Raw genomic sequence first — 18,235 nt, forward strand, 5'->3', positions numbered from 1 at the left:
CACTGATCATCGGAGAGTCACATGGGTCGAACACCCCTCCGGATGGCGGCGGCCACAAGCCTGGCCGTGCTGTTCGTCGCGTCGACGGCAACCGCAGGATACGCAGGCGTCGAGGAGGTGAACGCACCCACCCCCATCGAGGGCACGCCCGGTCAGTACATCGTCGTCATGAAGGCCGATCCGCTGGCAAGCTACGAGGGCGGAGTCGACGGCATCCAGGCGACGAAGCCCGCCGACGGCGAGCAGCTCGAGCCGGAGTCGAAAGACGCGCTGCGCTACGTCGAGCACCTCGAGAGCGAGCAGCAGACGATCGCGCAGCAGGTGGGCGTCACGCCCGACACGACGTACCAAGTCGTGCTCAACGGCTTCAGCGCACAGCTGTCGGGCGAGCAGGTCGACCAGCTCCGCGCCTCGAAGGACGTGTTCGGCGTCTACCCCGACTTCATCCGCCACCCCGATGCGCAGACCTCCACGAGCTTCCTCGGTCTCGGTGACGACAAGAAGGGCAAGGGCGGCGTCTGGCAGCAGACCGGCGGCGTCGACGAGGCCGGCGAAGGCGTCGTGGTCGGCGTGATCGACACGGGCATCGCGCCCGAGCATCCGTCGTTCGAGGGCAAGAAGCTCAAGCAGCAGAAGAAGGACAAGAGCCGCCACAAGGGCCGCGAGCCCTACACCGACGGCACGAACGTCTACTTCGACAAGTCCGACGGCGGGCGCTTCCAGGCCACGATGGTCGAGGGCCAGGGCTGGGACAAGAGCGACTACAGCAGCAAGCTCATCGGAGCGCAGTACTTCTCGTCGGGGGCCGCGGCCGCGGGCTTCGACTTCCAGTACGACTACCTGTCGCCGCGCGACGGCGACGGTCACGGCTCGCACACCGCGAGCACCGCGGCCGGCAACTTCAAGGTGAAGGCGAGCGTCGAGGGCGTCGATCTCGGCACGGTCTCGGGCGTCGCGCCCGGCGCGAAGATCTCGGCCTACAAGGCCTGCTACGTCGGACCGGACCCGGCCGTCACCACCGACGACATCTGCGCCGGCAGCGACCTCATCGCCGCGATCGACCAGGCCGTCGCCGACGGCGTCGATGTGATCAACTACTCGATCGGCGGCGGCGCGGCATCCACCGTCCTCGCCCCCGAGGACATCGCGTTCTTCAACGCGGCTGCGGCCGGAGTCTTCGTCGCGGCCAGCGCCGGCAACGACGGACCCGACTCCGTCACCGCCGATCACGCCTCGCCCTGGTACACGACCGTGGCCGCGTCGACCATCCCGACCTGGGAGGGCACCGTGCAGTTCGACGGTTTCGCGCAGGCCGGAGCCTCGGTCAGCGTGCCGTTCGGCAAGACCGTGACGGGACCGTCGGTCTACGCGGGCGACATCCCGGCATCCGGTGCGGCGGCTGCGGACGCCGCGCTCTGCCTCCCCGGCTCGCTCGACGCGACCAAGGCCGCGCAGCACATCGTGGTGTGCGACCGCGGCAACAACGCCCGCGCCGAGAAGTCGCAGGTCGTGAAGGATGCCGGGGGCATCGGCATGGTCCTCGTGAACGTGCCGGGCGGCGCCGACTCGCTCGACAACGACTTCCACGTCGTGCCCACCGTGCACCTCGCCTCCGCGTACCGCGCGGCGGTTCTCGCCTACGTGCAGGGCGGCGTCGACCGGCCGATCTCGCTCGTCGGGAAGAACACCACGGGCGTCACGACCCCGGTGCCCCAGATCGCCGGCTTCTCGAGCCGCGGACCGATGCTCGCCGACGGCAGCGACGTCATGAAGCCCGACATCGCGGCCCCGGGCGTCGCGATCCTCGCCGCCACGAACAACGACCCCGGCGAGGCGCCGACCTTCGGCATCCTCTCGGGCACGTCGATGGCGTCGCCGCACATCGCCGGCCTCGCGGCCCTGTACCTCGGGGAGCGGCCGAACGCCACACCCGCCGAGATCAAGTCCGCGATGATGACGACGGCCTACGACACGGTCAACGCCGACGGATCGCCGAACCACGACCCGTTCCAGCAGGGTGCCGGGCAGGTCGACCCGAAGCGCATGTTCAACCCGGGTCTGCTGTACCTGAACGGCGTCGTCGACTGGATGGCGTTCCTCGAGGGCAAGGGCCTCGCCGACTTCCCCGGTGACCCCATCGACGGCAGCGACCTGAACGCCGCATCGATCTCGATCGGCTCGCTCGCGAGCGCTCAGACCGTCACCCGCACGGTGACGTCGACCGAGAAGGGCACGTTCACGGCATCCGTCGACGTCCCCGGCGTCGACGTGACGGTGTCGCCGTCGACCCTGAAGTTCGATCGCGCCGGGCAGAAGGCGACCTTCACGGTCACGTTCGACAACCAGAGCGCGCCCGTCGAGCAGTGGGTGACGGGCTCGCTCACCTGGACGAGCAAGAAGAACACGGTGCGATCGCCGATCGCGGTGTTCCCCGTCACGGCGGATGCTCCGGCCGAGGTATCTGGCACGGGCGTCGACGGCTCGACCACGGTGGAGATCACCCCCGGTGTCGACGGCGACCTCGCTCTCGGGCTCTCGGGCCTCACCCCGTTCACGCTGCTGGAGGACCCCGACGGCCGCGTCGTCGGGCACTCGGGCGACGAGCAGTCGGGCGACGAGAACAAGGACGTGTCGTGGATCGTCGACGTGCCCGAGGGTGCGACGCTCGCGCGGTTCGACCTCGATTCGTCGGACGACGACGGCAGTGACCTCGACCTGACGGTGTACCGGGTGGTGAGCCCCGACGACCTGCGGTACTACGAGCAGTGGCAGTCGGCCACCGGATCGGCCGACGAGCAGGTCACGGTCGCGGCTCCCACGGCGGGCACCTACCTGGTGGTCGCGAACGTGTACGCGACCTCGGCGCCGATGACGTGGGACATGACCTACGCCGTCGTGCAGCCCGAGGGCGAGGGTGCGCTGACCGCCACGCCGAACCCGATCGCCGCCGTCCGCGGTGAGAAGACGAGTTACGACCTCAGCTGGACCGGGCTCGCCCCCGGCACCCGCTACCTCGGGCTCGTGCAGTACGGGGAGTCGGCGGTGCGCACGATCCTCACGGTCGAGACGCCCGCCGCGGCGGACGTGCCGGATGCCGAGGCCCCTCCGACGGAGGCCCCTCCGACGGAGGCCCCTCCGACCGAGGCTCCGCCGACGGATGCTCCGGAGACGGACCAGCCGGAGTAGTAGCCCCTGGTCGTTGAGCGAGGAGCGCAGCGACGAGACGAAACGCGGTGAGATCCGGAGAACGGCTCACCGCGTTTCGTCTCGCTCCGCTCGCTCAACGACCGGCGGCTCGGCGACCGGGACCGGCTCGCGTCAGATCTTGCGCCCTCGCGGCATGAGCCGCACGTCCGGTAGAGGCGGCGCCGGGATGCGCACGTCGTGCCCTTCGACGACGCCGAACCGGTCGGACGCCGCTTCCCAGTCGTCGCGCGCCGACACGATCTCCTCGTGCGTGCGGCCGGCGAAGTTCCACCACATCACGATCTCGGATTCGAACGGCTCGCCGCCCACGAGGAACAGCAGGGCGCCGTTCGCACTCGACACCTCGACGGCATCCCGGGCATCGCCCAGGTAGAGCATGTCGTTCAGTTCCATCGGATGCTGCGACACCACCGCGTCGCCCTCGACGAGCATGAGCCCGTGCTCCCAGTCGCTCCGCAACGGCAGCCGCACGGTGCTCCCCGCCGCGACGGCGATCTCGGCGCCGACGATCGGGGTGTGCACGGTGGCCGGCGACGTGGTCCCGTCGAACTCGCCGAGCACGACCGTGACCGCGGCGTCCGCTCCCTCGACCGCGCGGACGGCGACGCCGGGCAGGTCGGTGTGGCGCTCGAATCCGCCCTCGCCGTGGCGGGCGCTCTCGGGCAGCACGACCCAGAACTGCAGGGCGTCGAGCGGGACGGGATCTTCGCCGATCGAGTACTCCGAGTGCGAGATGCCGTTGCCCGCGGTCATGAGGTTGAGCTGGCCGCGGCGCAGGTCGGCGTCGCTGCCGAGCGAATCGCGATGGCGGATCTCTCCGATCAGCGGCCAGGTCACGGTCTGCAGGCCGATGTGCGGGTGCGGCTCGACGCGCATGCGCGTGTCGGCGGGGCCGAAGCGATCGAGGAAGCACCACGCCCCGATGGTCGGCAGGTTGCGATGCGGCAGCAGGCGCAGAACGTTCATGCCGCGCACACCGCCGAGCGGAACCTCGCGCGGTTCGAGGACGATGCGGCGCTCGCCGATCATCAGGAGTCCGCGGCGTCGGTGCCGGCGATCGGAGCGGGGCGCTGCGGCCAGCGGATCTCCGCACCGGGGATCTCGTGCGTGGTGAGGTACTTCGCGATGTAGGGGCAGAGCGGCACGATCGCATCGCCGCTCGCCGCGGCATGCGTGAGAGCGTCCTTCGCGAGGATGCCGGCGAGTCCCTGGCCCTGGAACGCCGGGTCGACCTCGGTATGGATGAAGCGGATCGCGCCGGGTCGCTGCTGGAACTCGGCGAAGCCGGCCAGCGTGTCGCCGGAGCGGATCTCGTAGCGGGAGGCGTCGTCGTTGCGGGTCACGGTGAAGTCGGTCATCGGATGCTCCTTCGTGCGTCTGCGTCCAACCTAACCCCGCCGGATGTCGGCGGGGGTCGTTACGCTGGGGGGATGCCGCAGACTCCCCGTGACCCGTACGAGGACCTGCCGTTCGCGGACGAGCCGCCCTCCGACGGGTGGGACGGCGACGGGTGGGAGCCCTCCGAGCCGCCGGAGCCCATGGACTGGGAGCCGCAGGGCGCCGGGTTCGAGCCACCGCTCGACTGGGGTCCCGGCCCGAGCACGCCGGTCGCCCCGGCATCCGCCCCGGCCGTCCACCGAGCCACGCCGAGCCGCTTCGCGAGCGCCCGCGACGCCCTGCACACCGTGTTCGGGTACGACGAGTTCCGCGGTGACCAGGCCGCGATCGTCGAGCAGGTCATCGGCGGCGGGGATGCCGTCGTGCTCATGCCGACCGGCGGCGGCAAGAGCATCACGTACCAGGTACCCGCGCTCGTGCGCGAGGGCACTGGGCTCGTGATCAGCCCGCTCATCGCCCTCATGCACGACCAGGTCGACGCGCTCCGTGCGAACGGCGTCAAGGCCGCCTACCTCAATTCCACGCAGCCGATCGACGAACGCCGCGAGGTCGAGCGGGCGTACGTGGCCGGCGAGCTCGACCTCCTCTACGTCGCGCCCGAGCGGCTGTCGAACTCCGCGACCACGGCGTTGCTGCAGCGCGGCACCCTCAGCGTGATCGCGATCGACGAGGCGCACTGCGTGTCGCAGTGGGGGCACGACTTCCGCCCCGACTACCTCGCGCTGGGCGACCTGGGCGAGCGGTTCCCGGGCGTGCCGCGCATGGCGCTCACCGCCACCGCGACCCGAGCGACCCACCAGGAGCTCACCGAACGGCTGCACCTCGACGGCACGGGCGGCGCCCCGGCGGCGGAGCATTTCGTCGCGAGCTTCGACCGCCCCAACATCCAGTACCGCATCGTGCCGAAGGTCGATCCGCGCAAGCAGCTCGTGGCGTTCATCCGCGAGCAGCCCGAGGGCGCGGTCGGCATCGTGTACGCGCTCAGCCGCAAGTCGGTCGAGCAGACCGCGACGTACCTCGCGGCTCAGGGCTTCGATGCCCTGCCGTACCACGCGGGTCTGCCCGCCGAGGTGCGGGCGGCGAACCAGTCGCGGTTCCTGCGGGAGGACGGCGTCGTGATGGTCGCGACGATCGCGTTCGGCATGGGCATCGACAAGCCCGACGTGCGCTTCGTCGCGCACATCGACCTGCCGAAATCGGTCGAGGGGTACTACCAGGAGACCGGCCGCGCGGGACGCGACGGCCTGCCCTCGGTCGCGTGGATGGCCTACGGGCTGGGCGATGTCGTGCAGCAGCGCCGCCTGATCGACCAGAGCCCAGGCGACCGCACGTTCAAGATGCGCATGGGTCAGCACCTCGACGCGATGCTCGCGCTGTGCGAGACCGTGCAGTGCCGCCGGCAGAACCTGCTCGACTACTTCGGCCAGGACTCCGAGCCGTGCGGCAACTGCGACACCTGCCTCGAGAAGGCCGACACCTTCGACGGGCTCGTGCCGGCGCAGAAGCTCCTGTCGACGATCGTGAGGCTCAAGCGTGAGCGCAACCAGGCGTTCGGCGCCGGGCACCTGATCGACATCCTGCGCGGGGCGTCGACCGAGCGCATCCGGCAGCAGCGGCACGACGAGATCGCGACGTACGGCATCGGCGCCGACCTCTCCGACCAGGATTGGCGCAGCGTGGTGCGGCAGCTGCTCGCCCGCGGCATCCTCGCGGCGCAGGGGGAGTACGGCACGCTCGCACCCGGTGCGGAGGCGCCGGGAGTGCTGAAGGGCGAGACGCCCGTGCCGCTGCGCAAGGACACGATCGGACGACCGGCATCGTCGTCGCGAGTCCGCAAGGCGAGCGCGGCTGATGCACTGGATGCCGGTGACCGCGGCCTCTTCGAGGCGCTGCGCGCCTGGCGGGCCGGCGTCGCGCGGGAACAGGGCAAGCCCGCGTACGTGGTCTTCGGCGACGCGACATTGCGTGCGCTCGCCGAACACCGCCCGACGTCGCTCGCCGACCTCGACGGCATCACGGGCATCGGCGAGAAGAAGCGCGAGGCCTACGGCGAGGACGTGCTCGCGGTCATCGCCGCGGCCTGATCGGTCGGCGCACCTCGATCGGCACGAGCGCGATCGTCAGCGCGGCGGCAGCACGTCGTCGAGATGAGCGCGCAACTGTGCCGCGACGTCGACGGCGTCGCGGTCGTACAGCCACTGATACTGCAGCCCGTCCCACATGGCGACGAGCCAGACGGCCTCGTGCTCGGGGTCGCGGTGCGCGGCGAGAGCACCGTCGTCCTGGGCGCGGCGGAACAGCTCGGCGAAGTGGTCGATCACGAGGGCGAAGCGCACGGCGAAGTAGTCGTGCGCGGGGTGCGCGGCCGGTACGGCCTCGCACGACAGCACCGCGTACACCTCGATCAGCCCCGGCTCCCGCTGCGCGTTGACCCGCGCCCCTCCGGCGATCGACCGCAGGGCCTCCGCTGCGGTGTCGGCGGGCGGCAGATCGGCGCGGCTGGTGATCGAACGGTCGCGCTCGGCGAGCACCGCGCTCAGGAGAAGCTCCTTGGAGGAGTAGTGGTGCAGCAGGGTGGACTTCGACACCCCGACGGCGGCCGCGATGTCCTGCAGGCTCGTGTCGCCGTAGCCGTCCTGGGCGAACAGGCGCATCGCGTCGGCGAGGATCTGTGCACGCCGCCGGCGCCCGACCGCGTACCCGGATGAGGGCTCGAGAGCCTGGGGCGGTGTCGCCTGCAGCGGCTCCGGAAGGGGAGCGGACGAGGGCGTGTGCGTCGGAGGAGCGGCATCCGGATCGCGCCAGCCGAGCGGCAGCGCCCACAGCGCCTCTCGCTCTTCGAGCACCGAGACGACGTCCACGCGATCCGGGAGGTACTGCGAGATCAGCTGCAGGCCGTCCCATCCGGCCATGTGGCGCACGGTCTCGCCGGCCGCATCGCGCTCGGCGTCCATGGTGCCGTGCTGTCGCGCGTCGTCAAGGAGCTCGCGGGTCGAGTCGCGGAGGCGTCCGTAGCGCTCGCGCATGCGCTCGTGGGCGGGATGCTCGGGTGATGACGCCTCGCCGGTGAGCGCGGCGAACAGTTCGAGGTAGCCCTCGGTGCGGGCGTTGCGCGCGGCGATCGTCGCGGAGACGAGTTCGCCCGGCTCCGCGTCGGAGGTGATCTCGTCGAGCGCCTTCTCGTTGTCCTCCTCGAACCCGGCGACGACCTCGGCGAGCACCTCGTCCTTCGAGGCGAAGTGGCCGAGGAGTCCCGGGTGGCTGACGGATGCGGCCGCGGCGATGTCGCGCAGCGACGTGGCCCGGTACCCGTTCGCGACGAACAGCTCCCGCGCTGCGACGACGATGCGCTGCCGGGTGGCTGCCGCGCGCGTCTGACGGGTCCCCGTTGCGGCCGCTGTCGTCATCGTCGCCTCCTCCTGCATCCTATCCTCGCTCATTACCAAGCGGTCGAGATTCACTTACCAAACGGTCGAGATTCGTGTATCGTCGTCTCGACGTCGAGTCGTGGACGACCGGCGCCCTTTCCCGAAAGGAACCCCATGACAGAGTTGTCACCCGCCGCGAACGCGGCCGCCGTCGGCACGACGGGCTTCAAGGCTCCCGGCACCACGCCCGCCCGCACTCCTCGCGGCTACGCGCCCGGCCTCGCCGCCGTCAACTTCGGCGTCTTCCTCGCATTGCTCACCCCGGTCATGGTCTCGATGGCCTTCAAGGTCGCGCGCATCGACCCCGTCACCACCGAGGCGAGCCTCGGCCTCGTCATGGGCGTCGGCGCGGCCTTCGCCCTGGTCGCCAACCCGCTCGTCGGGCGGCTCTCCGACCGCACCACCTCGCGGTGGGGTATGCGGCGTCCGTGGATCCTCGGCGGTGCCGTCGTGGGTCTGGGCGGTTTCGTGCTGATCGGCGTCGCCACCTCGCTCTGGGTCGTGCTGCTGGCCTGGTGCCTCGTGCAGGCGGCCATGAACGCGGTGCTCGCGGCGGCGAACGCGACCCTGCCCGATCAGGTTCCGGCGAGCAGTCGCGGCAAGGTCTCCGGTCTCGTCGGCATCACCACGCCGATCGGCATTCTGGCCGGCAGCTTCATCGTGAACTTCCTGCCCGGCGACTTCGAGCGGTTCGTCGTCCCCGGAGTGATCGCGCTCATCCTCGTGATCGTCTTCGTGCTCACCCTCAAAGACCGTCGACTCACCCAGAAGCCCGCCGAGCGCTTCACGATCGGCACGTTCTTCGGCTCCTTCGTCTTCAACCCGCGAAAGCACCCCGACTTCGGCTGGACCTGGCTGACGAAGTTCTTCGTCATGTTCGGCTACGCCGGCATCGCGACCTTCCTCCCGCTGTACCTCGTCACGAAGTTCGGCCTCGACGAGCAGGGCGCGGTCGGCACGATCCTCCTCGCCAACCTCGCCTCGATGGCGGCCATGGCGATCTCCTCGCCGCTGGGCGGCTTCCTGTCCGACCGCATCGGCAAGCGGCGTCCGTTCGTCGCGATCGCGGGTCTCGTCATGGTCGTCGGTCTCGTGATCCTCGCGGTCGCCCCGTCGATCGCGATGGTCATCGTCGCGCAGGCCATCATCGGCTTCGGCGCCGGGTCGTTCCTCTCGGTCGACCTCGCCCTCGCGACCGAGGTGCTGCCCAACCCCGACGACGTCGCGAAGGACCTCGGCGTGCTGAACATCGCCAACGCCCTGCCGCAGTCGATCGCCCCCGCGATCGCGCCCGCGATCATCGCGCTCGGAGCCGCGACCCCGCTCGGCGGGTACCCCACCTGGTACCTGTTCGGCGCACTCGTCGCGCTGGCCGGCGCCGTGCTCGTCTACCGCATCAAGGGAGTCAAGTGACCATGACCGATACCACGATCACGACGACAGCACGCCCCTGGCTCGACGCCGAGCTGCCCGTCGACGAGCGCGTGCAGCTGCTGCTCGACGAGATGACGATCGAGGAGAAGGCCGGCCTCTTCTTCCACACGATGATCGCGATCGGCGACCTCGACGAGGCGAACCCGGTGTTCGGCACACCGAGCGCGCGCGAGTTCGTCGAGGTGAAGCAGATGACGCACTTCAACCTGCTCGGGGCTGCCCCCACCGGCCGGGAGATCGCGGCATGGCAGAACCGGTTGCAGCGGCTCGCGGCATCCACCCGGCTCGGGATCCCCGTGACGCTCTCGACCGATCCCCGGCATTCGTTCAGCGAGAACCCCGGGGCGTCCATCCTCGCCGGTCCGTTCTCGCAGTGGCCGGAGACGTTGGGCCTCGCGGCGACGCGCGACCCCGAGCTCGTGGAGCGATTCGCGGATATCGCTCGACAGGAATATACGGCCGTCGGCCTGCGTGTGGCGCTGCATCCGCAGGTCGACCTCGCGACCGAGCCCCGCTGGGCGCGGCAGACCGCGACCTTCGGAGAGGATGCCGAACTGGCCGGCATTCTCGGATCGGCATACATCCGGGGATTCCAGGGTGCGTCGTTCGGGGTCGGCTCGGTCTCGACCATGACCAAGCATTTCCCTGGCGGCGGGCCGCAGAAGGACGGCGAGGACCCGCACTTCCCGTACGGGCGAGAGCAGGTGTATCCCGGCGGCGAGTTCGAGCTGCACCTCAAGCCCTTCGAGGATGCTCTCGCGGCGGGCACGCGGCAGATGATGCCGTACTACGGCATGCCCGTCGGCACCGAGTACGAGGAGGTCGGCTTCGGCTTCAACCGGTCGGTCATCACGGGGCTGCTCCGCGAGCGCTTCGGGTTCGACGGTCTCGTGTGCACCGACTGGGGGCTCATCAACGACGCAGAGATCTTCGGACAGCCGTTCCCCGCGCGTGCGTGGGGTGTCGAGCACCTGTCGCCGCGTGAGCGGATGCAGAAGGTCATCGACGCGGGGGCCGACCAGTTCGGGGGAGAGGCATGCCCCGAACTGCTGATCGACCTCATCGCCGACGGAGCGATCACCGAGCAGCGCCTCGACGAGTCGGCCCGGCGCATCCTCCGCGAGAAGTTCGAGCTCGGTCTGTTCGAGAATCCCTTCGTCGACGAGGACGCTGCCGACGACATCGTCGGCAGGGCCGAGTTCCGCGCGGCAGGCGAGGCGGCGCAGCGCGCCTCGATCACCGTGCTCACGAACGACGGGGTGCTGCCGTTCGCTCCCGGCCTGCGCATCTACGTCGAGGGCGTCGACCACGACGTCGCGGCGTCGTACGGTCGGGTCGTTGCGACCCCGGAGGACGCGGACATCGCCGTCATCCGGCTGCAGGCGCCGTTCGAGGAGCGGGCGACCATGTTCGAGAACTTCTTCCACGCCGGATCGCTCGACTTCCCGGAGGAGGTCGTCGACCATGTGCGTGCGGTCGCCGCCGCAGTGCCGACGGTCGTCGACGTGCTCGCCGACCGACCGCCGATCCTCACCCCGATCGCGGAGGTCGCCGCTGCGGTCACCGTCAACTGGGGTGCGTCGGGGGCGGCACTGCTCGATGTGCTCGGCGGTGCGGTGCCGTCGACCGGCGCTCTGCCCTTCGACCTGCCCCGGTCGATGTCGGCGGTCGAGGCGTCGCGCCCCGACGTCCCGTTCGACACCTCCGATCCGCTGTTCCGCTTCGGTCACGGACTCCGGATCTGACTCCGGGAACCTGATCGCGGCGTCCCCTCCGGACGCACGAGAACCCCGCCGCCTCGCATGTTCGCCATGCGAGGCGGTTCTCGTGTGGGACCTGCGGATGTGATCGCTCCCACGATTCAGTGTGACCGCTCCCATGAATTTTGCCAAGACCTCTGGACAAACCCTTCGGGACCCAGGCATAGTCACTTACCAACATCGCTCTGACCGGCACACGTCGGCACCTGGGGAGGGCCTTGTGAGGCGGAACATCTGCATCACGGGAGAGGCGAATGGTTCAATTCGGAGGGACGGTTCTGCGCAGACGCAGGGCCATCGGAGGGTTCACAGCGGGCGCGATCGCCGCGGCTGTGATCACCGCAAGCGCACTGGTTCCGACCGCGGCATCCGCCGCGCCCGGTGACCAGTCGGCGTCGAGTTCACAGTTCCTGAGCGGCAGCCTGCTGCTCGGCGGCGTGCCCCTCGACGACGTCGTCGCGCTCGGCGGGGTCTCCACCAGCAACGCCGGCTCGCCCACCCCCGACACCCAGACGAGCTCGCTCGATCTCACCGCGTTGAACGCCCTCCAGCTCGGCATCCCCGGCGGACTCAGCGTGCCGCTCGGCAGCTTCGTGCAGCTCGGCGCCGTGAACCAGTACTCCCAGTCATCCGACGCCGGTGTCTCGCGCGCCGCGGCCGGCGCCGTCAGCGACGCCGGAGTGATCGACACGACCGGCACCGGCGCGTATCCGTCGAACGCCTCGATCAACCTGCAGGGCCTGCTCGGCTCGGCGGTGACGGGCACGGTCGCCGACCTCGACATCGCGCTCGAGGCGATCAGCTCCGAGGTCGCGATCGACGCCGCGGGCACGGTCACCCGCGACTACAACGTCGCCGGCGGCGATCTGTCGATGAGCCTGCCGGCCATCGCCACGCTGCAGAACACGCTCACCGGCGCGGGCGGGGTCGCTGCCACGGTCGATGCGGCCGTCGCCACCCTCGCAGGCCCCAACGGCCTGTTGGCTCAAGCGCTCGCCGGACTGAACGCCGCGCTCGCCCCGATCCTCGGCAACTCCGGAGTGAACATCACGATCACGACGACCGTGAACGCCGCGCTGAACACGATCCTCGACACCCCCGTGGGTGACGGCGTCGTCACCGTGAACCTGCGCACCGGCCTCGTGACCGTCGACCTCGACGCCCTGCTCGCCGACACGACCGGCCACGGTCTGAACGGCCTGTCGGTCGGGGAGGAAGTGCTCTCGGCGCCTGTCCTGAACAACCTCATCACCCGCGTCGGCGACGTGCTGAACACCGTGCCCTCGCTCGTGCAGACGGCGCTGACCACGGCGCTCAACGCCGCAGTGCTCAACATCAGCGTCGCGGTCTGCGTCGTCGGCACCGGCCCGACCTGCACCACGCCGATCACCGACATCGGCACCGGCCTGCAGGTCTCGATGGTCAACCAGACGCTGGGCAGCGTCGTCGGCGGCACTGCGGCCGCGACGATCTCGCTCAAGGTCGCGGGCCTGCCGATCGTCATCCCCGTCGGCACGCTGCTCTCGGCGCTGGCGGCTCCGATCAACACGACGCTGTTCGGCCCGACGGGCGTGATCGCGACCGTGGTCCCGACCGTCACGACGGCGGTCACCGGGATCGTCTCGGCGATCGCCCCCGCCGTGAGCCTGCTCAACGGCGTGGTCTCGCTGCGCGGCAACGTGCAGTCCGACAACGGCCCGATCTTCAGCGAGGAGGCGTTCGTCCTCACGGTCGGCGACCTGCTCGGCGCCGGCGGTGTGGGCACCGTGGCGTTGGCCCGTGCGCAAGCGGGTCCGAACGCCCTGGCCGACGCGCCGACGGTGGATGCCGCGGCGAGCGTGCAGGCGGGCACCGATCTCGCCGTGACCGGAGCCGGGTGGCCTGCGAACACCGAGGTCTCGGTGCAGATGACCGCCCCCGGCGGCGGTGCGAACGTCGGGGGACCTGAGACCGTGACGACCGACGGTTCGGGTGGTTTCACGCTCGCGTATCCGGTGCCGGCCGGAACCCCCGCAGCGACCGGATACACGGTCACCGCGACGGCGGGGGCGGTCACCGCGACCGACACCACGGAGGTGACCGACGCCCCGGTGCCGACGGTGGATGCCGCACCGACCGTGCAGGCGGGTACCGATCTCGCCGTCTCGGGCACGAACTGGCCGGCGAACACCGAGATCTCGGTGCAGCTCACCGCCCCCGGCGGCGGTGCGAACGTCGGGGGACCTGAGACCGTGACGACCGACGGTTCGGGTGGATTCACCCTCGCGTACCCGGTGCCCTCGAGCGCCGTGGCCGGCACGGGCTACACCGTGACCGCGACCGCCGGAGCACAGACGGCGACAGACACGACCGACGTCACCGCGGCGGCCGCGGTCGACGCCGACGACAGCGTGCAGGCGGGCTCCGATCTCGCCGTCTCGGGCACGAACTGGCCCGCGAACACCGAGGTCTCGGTGCAGCTGACCGCCCCCGGCGGTGCGAACGTGGGCGGCCCCGAGACCGTGACGACCGACGGCTCCGGCGCCTTCACGCTCGACTACCCGGTGCCCGCAGGCACCCCCGCAGGCACCGGCTACACCGTGACGGCGACGGCGGGCGGGCAGACCGCGACCGACACGACGGCTGTCACGGCGGCTCCGGTCGTCGATGCAGCCGACACGGTCGAGGCGGGCTCCTCGCTCTCCCTCACCGGCAGCGGCTGGCCCGCCGACACCGAGGTGACGGTGCAGCTGACCGCCCCCGGCGGCGGCGCGAACATCGGCGGTCCCGAGACGGTGACCACCGACGGGCTCGGCGGCTTCACGCTTGCGTACCCGGTGCCGGCAGGAACCCCGGCAGGCACCGGTTACACCGTCACCGCCACGGCGGGGGCACAGATCGCGACCGACACCACCGAGGTCACGGCCGCTCCGGTCGTGCTGGATGCCGCGGCCTCCGTGCCCGCGGGCACCAACCTCGCCGTGACCGGAACAGGCTGGCCCGTCAACGCCACGGTCTCGCTCCAGCTGACCGCCCCGGGCGGTGGAGCGGATGTCGGCGGCCCCGTCACGGCGACCACCGATGCGACCGGCGCCTTCACGGCGAACTACTCGGTGCCGAGCGACGCGACCCCGGGCACCGGCTACACGCTCACGGGAACGTCCGGCGCGGTATCGCAGACCGACACGGTCGAGGTGACCGCCGGCGACCCCGCCGACGTGAACACGAACGCGGCGGCCTCGGCCTCCGCATCGGCCGACGCCACAGCAGATGGCGACCCGTCGGCGCAGGCAGCCGCCGAAGCAGCAGCCCTCGCAGACGCCACCTCGGCGGCCTCGGCCGCGGCGACGGCGGATGCCACGGCGGCGGCGGTCGCCGCGGCGACCACCGATGCCTCGACGACGGCGACCACCGACGCGACCTCCGCCGCGAACGCCTCCGCCGCGGTCGCGGCGCAGGCGGCAGCGCAGGCCGATGCTTCCGATGACGCGAACGCGGCAGCCTCCGCCGCCGCCGACGCCAACGCGGCGGCCTCGTCCGAGAGCGCGGCGACCGCCGACTCGTCGACGACCGCCTCGGCGGAGGCCTCGGCCAACGCGAACGCGGCGGCGTCCGCATCCGCCTCGGCGAACGCCGACGCCTCGACCGACGCGATCGCAGAAGCCGCAGCGCAGGCCGCGGCCTGGGCGGATGCCACGGCCGAGGGATCGGCGGCAGCCGACCCGGCGGCGGAAGCGGCGGCGCAGACGGCGGCCACCGCCACCTCTTCGACCGATGCCACCGCCGACGCGACCTCGTCCGCGAACGCGGGTGCGGCGATCGCGGCACAGGCCGCGGCCCTCGCCGACGCGTCGAGCGACACGGCGGCCCAGGCCTCCGCGACCTCCGATGCGAGCACCAGTGCCGCCTCCAACGCGAGCGCGGCAGCGATCGCCTCCGCCTCGACCGATGCATCCTCCGATGCGGTGGCCTCCGCCTCCGCGGATGCTGCGGCCGACCCCTCGGCGGAGGTCAACACCAACGCCTCGGCGTCCGCAGCGGCGTCGGCTCAGGCCGACAGTGACGCGAATGCGGTCGCCGAGGCCGCGGCGGTGGCGGCGGCTCTCGCCGATGCCACGAGCAGCGCCTCTGCTGCAGCGGATGTGACCGCGGATGCTGCGGCCTCGGCCGCGGCGACCACGGATGCCTCGACAGACGCCTCGTCCACCGCGACGACCGACGCGAACGCCTCGGCAGCCGCGGCGGCGCAGGCCGCGGCGCAGAACGACGCGACCTCGACGAGTGCGGCCGATGCCTCGGCCGCGGCGACCGCGGATGCGAACGCCTCGGCGGCGACGGCGGCGAACGCTTCGGCGTCGGCGACGGCTTCGGCCTCCGCGGCGGCCGACGCCTCGGCGGAAGCGGCGGCAGAGGCCTCGGCGTCCGCGACCTCGACGGCCACGGCCTCCGCATCCGCCGATGCCGACGCGGCAGCCGACCCCGGATCGGAGATCGGCATCCGCATCGTGACGCCGGTGCTCGAGCGGGGAGCGCGGCAGACCGCGATCGGCACGGGGTTCCAGCCGGGCGAGGTCGTGACGGGAGTCATGACGTCTGCGCCGCTGGCCCTCGGCACTCAGGTCGCGAACACGCGGGGCGAGGTCACGTTCACGTGGACGATCCCCGCTGACACCGACCTCGGCACCCACACCGTCACGCTCACGGGCGCGAGCTCGGGGGCCGTGTCGACCACTTTCCGGGTCGTCGCCTCGGGCCTCGCCACGACCGGCGGCGACGTGCAGACCGGCTGGATCGCCCTGGCGGCGCTCCTGCTCCTGATGGGCCTCGGGGCCGTCCGCATGGGCCGCCGCCGAGCGCAGACCGTCGCGATCGATCCGCGGATCGAGTAGCGGCACATTCGTCGGGGCCGCCGCGCACGGCGGCCCCGACCCCTTCGGCGGTCAGGAAGGTGCGCACAATGACCACGACGCAGAGAACATCCGAATCCGACGCCCGCGCCGACGCGGGAGAGTCCACGACACCCCGGCCCACCTGGTGGGTCAAGCTCATCGCGTTCGCCGGGTGTCTGCTCACGCTCTGGCACGTGGGCGCCTCGTTCCTCTGGATCGCGCCGTACTCGGCGCTGCGGGAGATCCCCACCCAGCAGGTGCTGTCGAGCTACATGCTGCCGATGTTCGGGCAGTCCTGGAGCGTCTTCGCCCCCGAGCCCATCAACGGCGACTACCACTTCAACGTCCGCGCCGTCATCGAGAAGGACGGTGAAGAGGTCGAGACCGGATGGGTCAGCGCGACCGACGTCGAACTGTCGATGATCAGATACAACCTCTTCCCGCCGCGCGCCGGCATCCAGTCGAGCGAGGTCGCGAGCGGCCAGATGAACGCCTTCAACAAGCTCGACGAGCAGCAGCAGGCCGTCGTCGCCCTCGATTACACGGAGGACGGCTGGGAGGACTGGATGTCGCGATCGTTCGACGAGCTCGAGGGCGACCACCCGTCGCCCGCCGCATACCTGGCCGAGGAGCACCTGTCGACCGCGTACGCGACCCAGGTCGCGTATGCGATCTGGGGTGCGGATGCCGTCGTGCAGGTGCAGTACCGCGTGAGCCGCCAGAACGTCGTGCCGTACGCCGAGCGCAACGAGCCGGGCGCGCAGCGGCCCGAGCCGACGTTCTCGACCACGGGATGGCGGCTGCCGATCGAGGAGGAGGGGCAGAACCGCGATAACTTCGCCACCACGTTCCGCGCCCAGTTCGAGAGGACCCAGCGATGAGCGCTCCCACGAAGACGAGGGACAAGAGCGCAGGGGCCGAGAGGGCGGCCCGCGAGCACGAGAAGACGGATGCCGCGCCCGAGGCGCTGCGTCCGGCATCCTCTCCCACGACGACGCCCGCATCGGCGCCGGCCGCACCCGCGGGCCCCGTCTCGTTCCCCGCGCGGGTGCTCACGTTCGCCTCGTCGATGGTCGCCGGCCTGTGGGCCATGGTCGTCTCGGCGATCGACCGCATCTCGGCGTTCGTCGGCGACTGGCTGTTCCACGGCAAGAAGGCGCTGTACGGACTCGCCGTCACGCGCATCCTGTTCGGTCTCACGGCGCTGGGCCTGCTCGTGTCGAACTTCGGCACGCGCCTCTACACCTTCGGCTCCGGGTCGGCGTGGAACGGCGAGATGGCGCAGCCGGTCAGCGACTTCCCCACGATCTGGGTGTTCAGCGCCTTCCACGCGGCGATGGGCAACGACGTCGCCTACACGGTGCTGTACCTGCTGCTCGGCGTGCTGGCGGTGCTCTTCGTGCTCGGCTGGCGGTTCCGGCTCGTGCTGCCCGTGTTCTTCTGCCTCTGGGTCGGCTTCATCGAGGCGAACGACATGGTCGGCGACCAGGGCGACAACATGTTCCGCATCGCGCTGCTGCTGCTGTTCTTCGCCGATCCCGCGGCCCGCTGGTCGCTCGACGCCCGTCGCCGGGCGAAGAGCGGGGAGTGGTTCGCGCCGAACAGTCAGCCGGCGCTGCTGGGCACGGTGTTCCACAACCTCGCGCTCGTCGCCCTCACCGCGCAGGTGTGCTTCGTGTACGCCTCCGGCGCGCTCTTCAAGGCGGGAGGCGACCCGTGGAAGGACGGCTACGCGGTGTACAACCCGCTGCACACCGCACGGTTCGGCACCTGGCCGGTGCTGAGCGATCTCGTCACGGCCTGGGGGCCGATGGTCGTCGCGGCGAGCTGGGGCTCCATCATCCTGCAGGTGGCGTTCCCCCTCATGCTGCTCACGCGCCCCACCCGGTTGATCGGCCTGCTCGGCATCCTGTCGTTCCACATCGGGATCGCGGTGCTCATGGGCCTGCCGTGGTTCTCCCTCACGATGATCGCGATCGACGCCATCTTCATCCGCGACCGCACCTGGGCCCGGCTCAGCGCCGGCACGGCGCGACGCTGGAACGAGTCGAAGGCGGCCCCGCCGCCGGGTGCGACGGCGGGCACTGTCGCCTGACGACAACCCGCATCGGGGACGTCGGCGCAACATATTGGAGGAACC

At 70.9% G+C, this 18,235-nt stretch carries 10 protein-coding genes; 7 read left to right on the plus strand and 3 right to left on the minus strand.

The window, feature by feature from the left end; translation table 11 throughout:
• Nucleotides 1-21 precede the first annotated feature (21 nt).
• The gene (locus ACIPYT_RS06880) at nucleotides 22-3,186 is read left to right on the plus strand and encodes a S8 family serine peptidase (RefSeq protein WP_401071937.1); all 3,165 of its coding nucleotides are present in this window, start codon (nucleotides 22-24) and stop codon (nucleotides 3,184-3,186) included.
• Nucleotides 3,187-3,318: 132 nt separating this feature from the next.
• On the opposite strand, the gene ACIPYT_RS06885 is transcribed toward ACIPYT_RS06880, so the two are convergent.
• Nucleotides 3,319-4,236, minus strand: a complete 918-nt coding sequence (locus tag ACIPYT_RS06885) for a pirin family protein (RefSeq protein ID WP_401071939.1) — start codon at nucleotides 4,234-4,236, stop codon at nucleotides 3,319-3,321.
• On the minus strand, nucleotides 4,236-4,565 hold the full coding sequence (locus ACIPYT_RS06890; protein WP_401071941.1) for a GNAT family N-acetyltransferase: 330 nt from the start codon (nucleotides 4,563-4,565) through the stop codon (nucleotides 4,236-4,238). Before ACIPYT_RS06890 ends, ACIPYT_RS06885 begins: the two co-directional genes overlap by 1 nt.
• Nucleotides 4,566-4,637: 72 nt before the next feature.
• Here ACIPYT_RS06890 and recQ point away from each other — a divergent pair, with 72 nt between their 5' ends.
• The gene (gene recQ, locus ACIPYT_RS06895) at nucleotides 4,638-6,689 is read left to right on the plus strand and encodes a DNA helicase RecQ (RefSeq protein WP_401071943.1); all 2,052 of its coding nucleotides are present in this window, start codon (nucleotides 4,638-4,640) and stop codon (nucleotides 6,687-6,689) included.
• A 36-nt stretch (nucleotides 6,690-6,725) separates the two neighbouring features.
• On the opposite strand, the gene ACIPYT_RS06900 is transcribed toward recQ, so the two are convergent.
• Entirely contained in the window at nucleotides 6,726-8,012 is a 1,287-nt protein-coding gene (locus tag ACIPYT_RS06900; RefSeq protein ID WP_401071945.1) for a TetR/AcrR family transcriptional regulator, read from the minus strand.
• 135 nt (nucleotides 8,013-8,147) lie between these two features.
• Here ACIPYT_RS06900 and ACIPYT_RS06905 point away from each other — a divergent pair, with 135 nt between their 5' ends.
• From ACIPYT_RS06905 to ACIPYT_RS06925, 5 genes are all read left to right on the plus strand, one after another.
• Nucleotides 8,148-9,446: an MFS transporter gene (locus ACIPYT_RS06905; RefSeq protein ID WP_401071947.1), complete on the plus strand. Its 1,299-nt coding sequence runs from the start codon at nucleotides 8,148-8,150 to the stop codon at nucleotides 9,444-9,446.
• Nucleotides 9,447-9,448: 2 nt separating this feature from the next.
• Nucleotides 9,449-11,212 carry a glycoside hydrolase family 3 N-terminal domain-containing protein gene (locus tag ACIPYT_RS06910; protein WP_401071949.1) on the plus strand — a complete coding sequence of 588 codons (1,764 nt, stop codon included), beginning with the start codon at nucleotides 9,449-9,451 and terminating at the stop codon, nucleotides 11,210-11,212.
• A 347-nt stretch (nucleotides 11,213-11,559) separates the two neighbouring features.
• Nucleotides 11,560-16,095, plus strand: coding sequence for a choice-of-anchor G family protein (locus ACIPYT_RS06915; RefSeq protein WP_401071951.1), 4,536 nt, complete (start codon nucleotides 11,560-11,562; stop codon nucleotides 16,093-16,095).
• A 68-nt stretch (nucleotides 16,096-16,163) separates the two neighbouring features.
• Nucleotides 16,164-16,976: a DUF5819 family protein gene (locus ACIPYT_RS06920; RefSeq protein WP_401071953.1), complete on the plus strand. Its 813-nt coding sequence runs from the start codon at nucleotides 16,164-16,166 to the stop codon at nucleotides 16,974-16,976.
• Nucleotides 16,973-18,190: an HTTM domain-containing protein gene (locus tag ACIPYT_RS06925; protein WP_401071955.1), complete on the plus strand. Its 1,218-nt coding sequence runs from the start codon at nucleotides 16,973-16,975 to the stop codon at nucleotides 18,188-18,190. The genes ACIPYT_RS06920 and ACIPYT_RS06925 overlap by 4 nt, the downstream gene beginning before the upstream one ends.
• The last annotated feature ends 45 nt before the right edge of the window (nucleotides 18,191-18,235 follow it).

This window comes from Microbacterium sp. NPDC089695 (genome assembly GCF_044749085.1).
GTDB lineage: Bacteria > Actinomycetota > Actinomycetes > Actinomycetales > Microbacteriaceae > Microbacterium.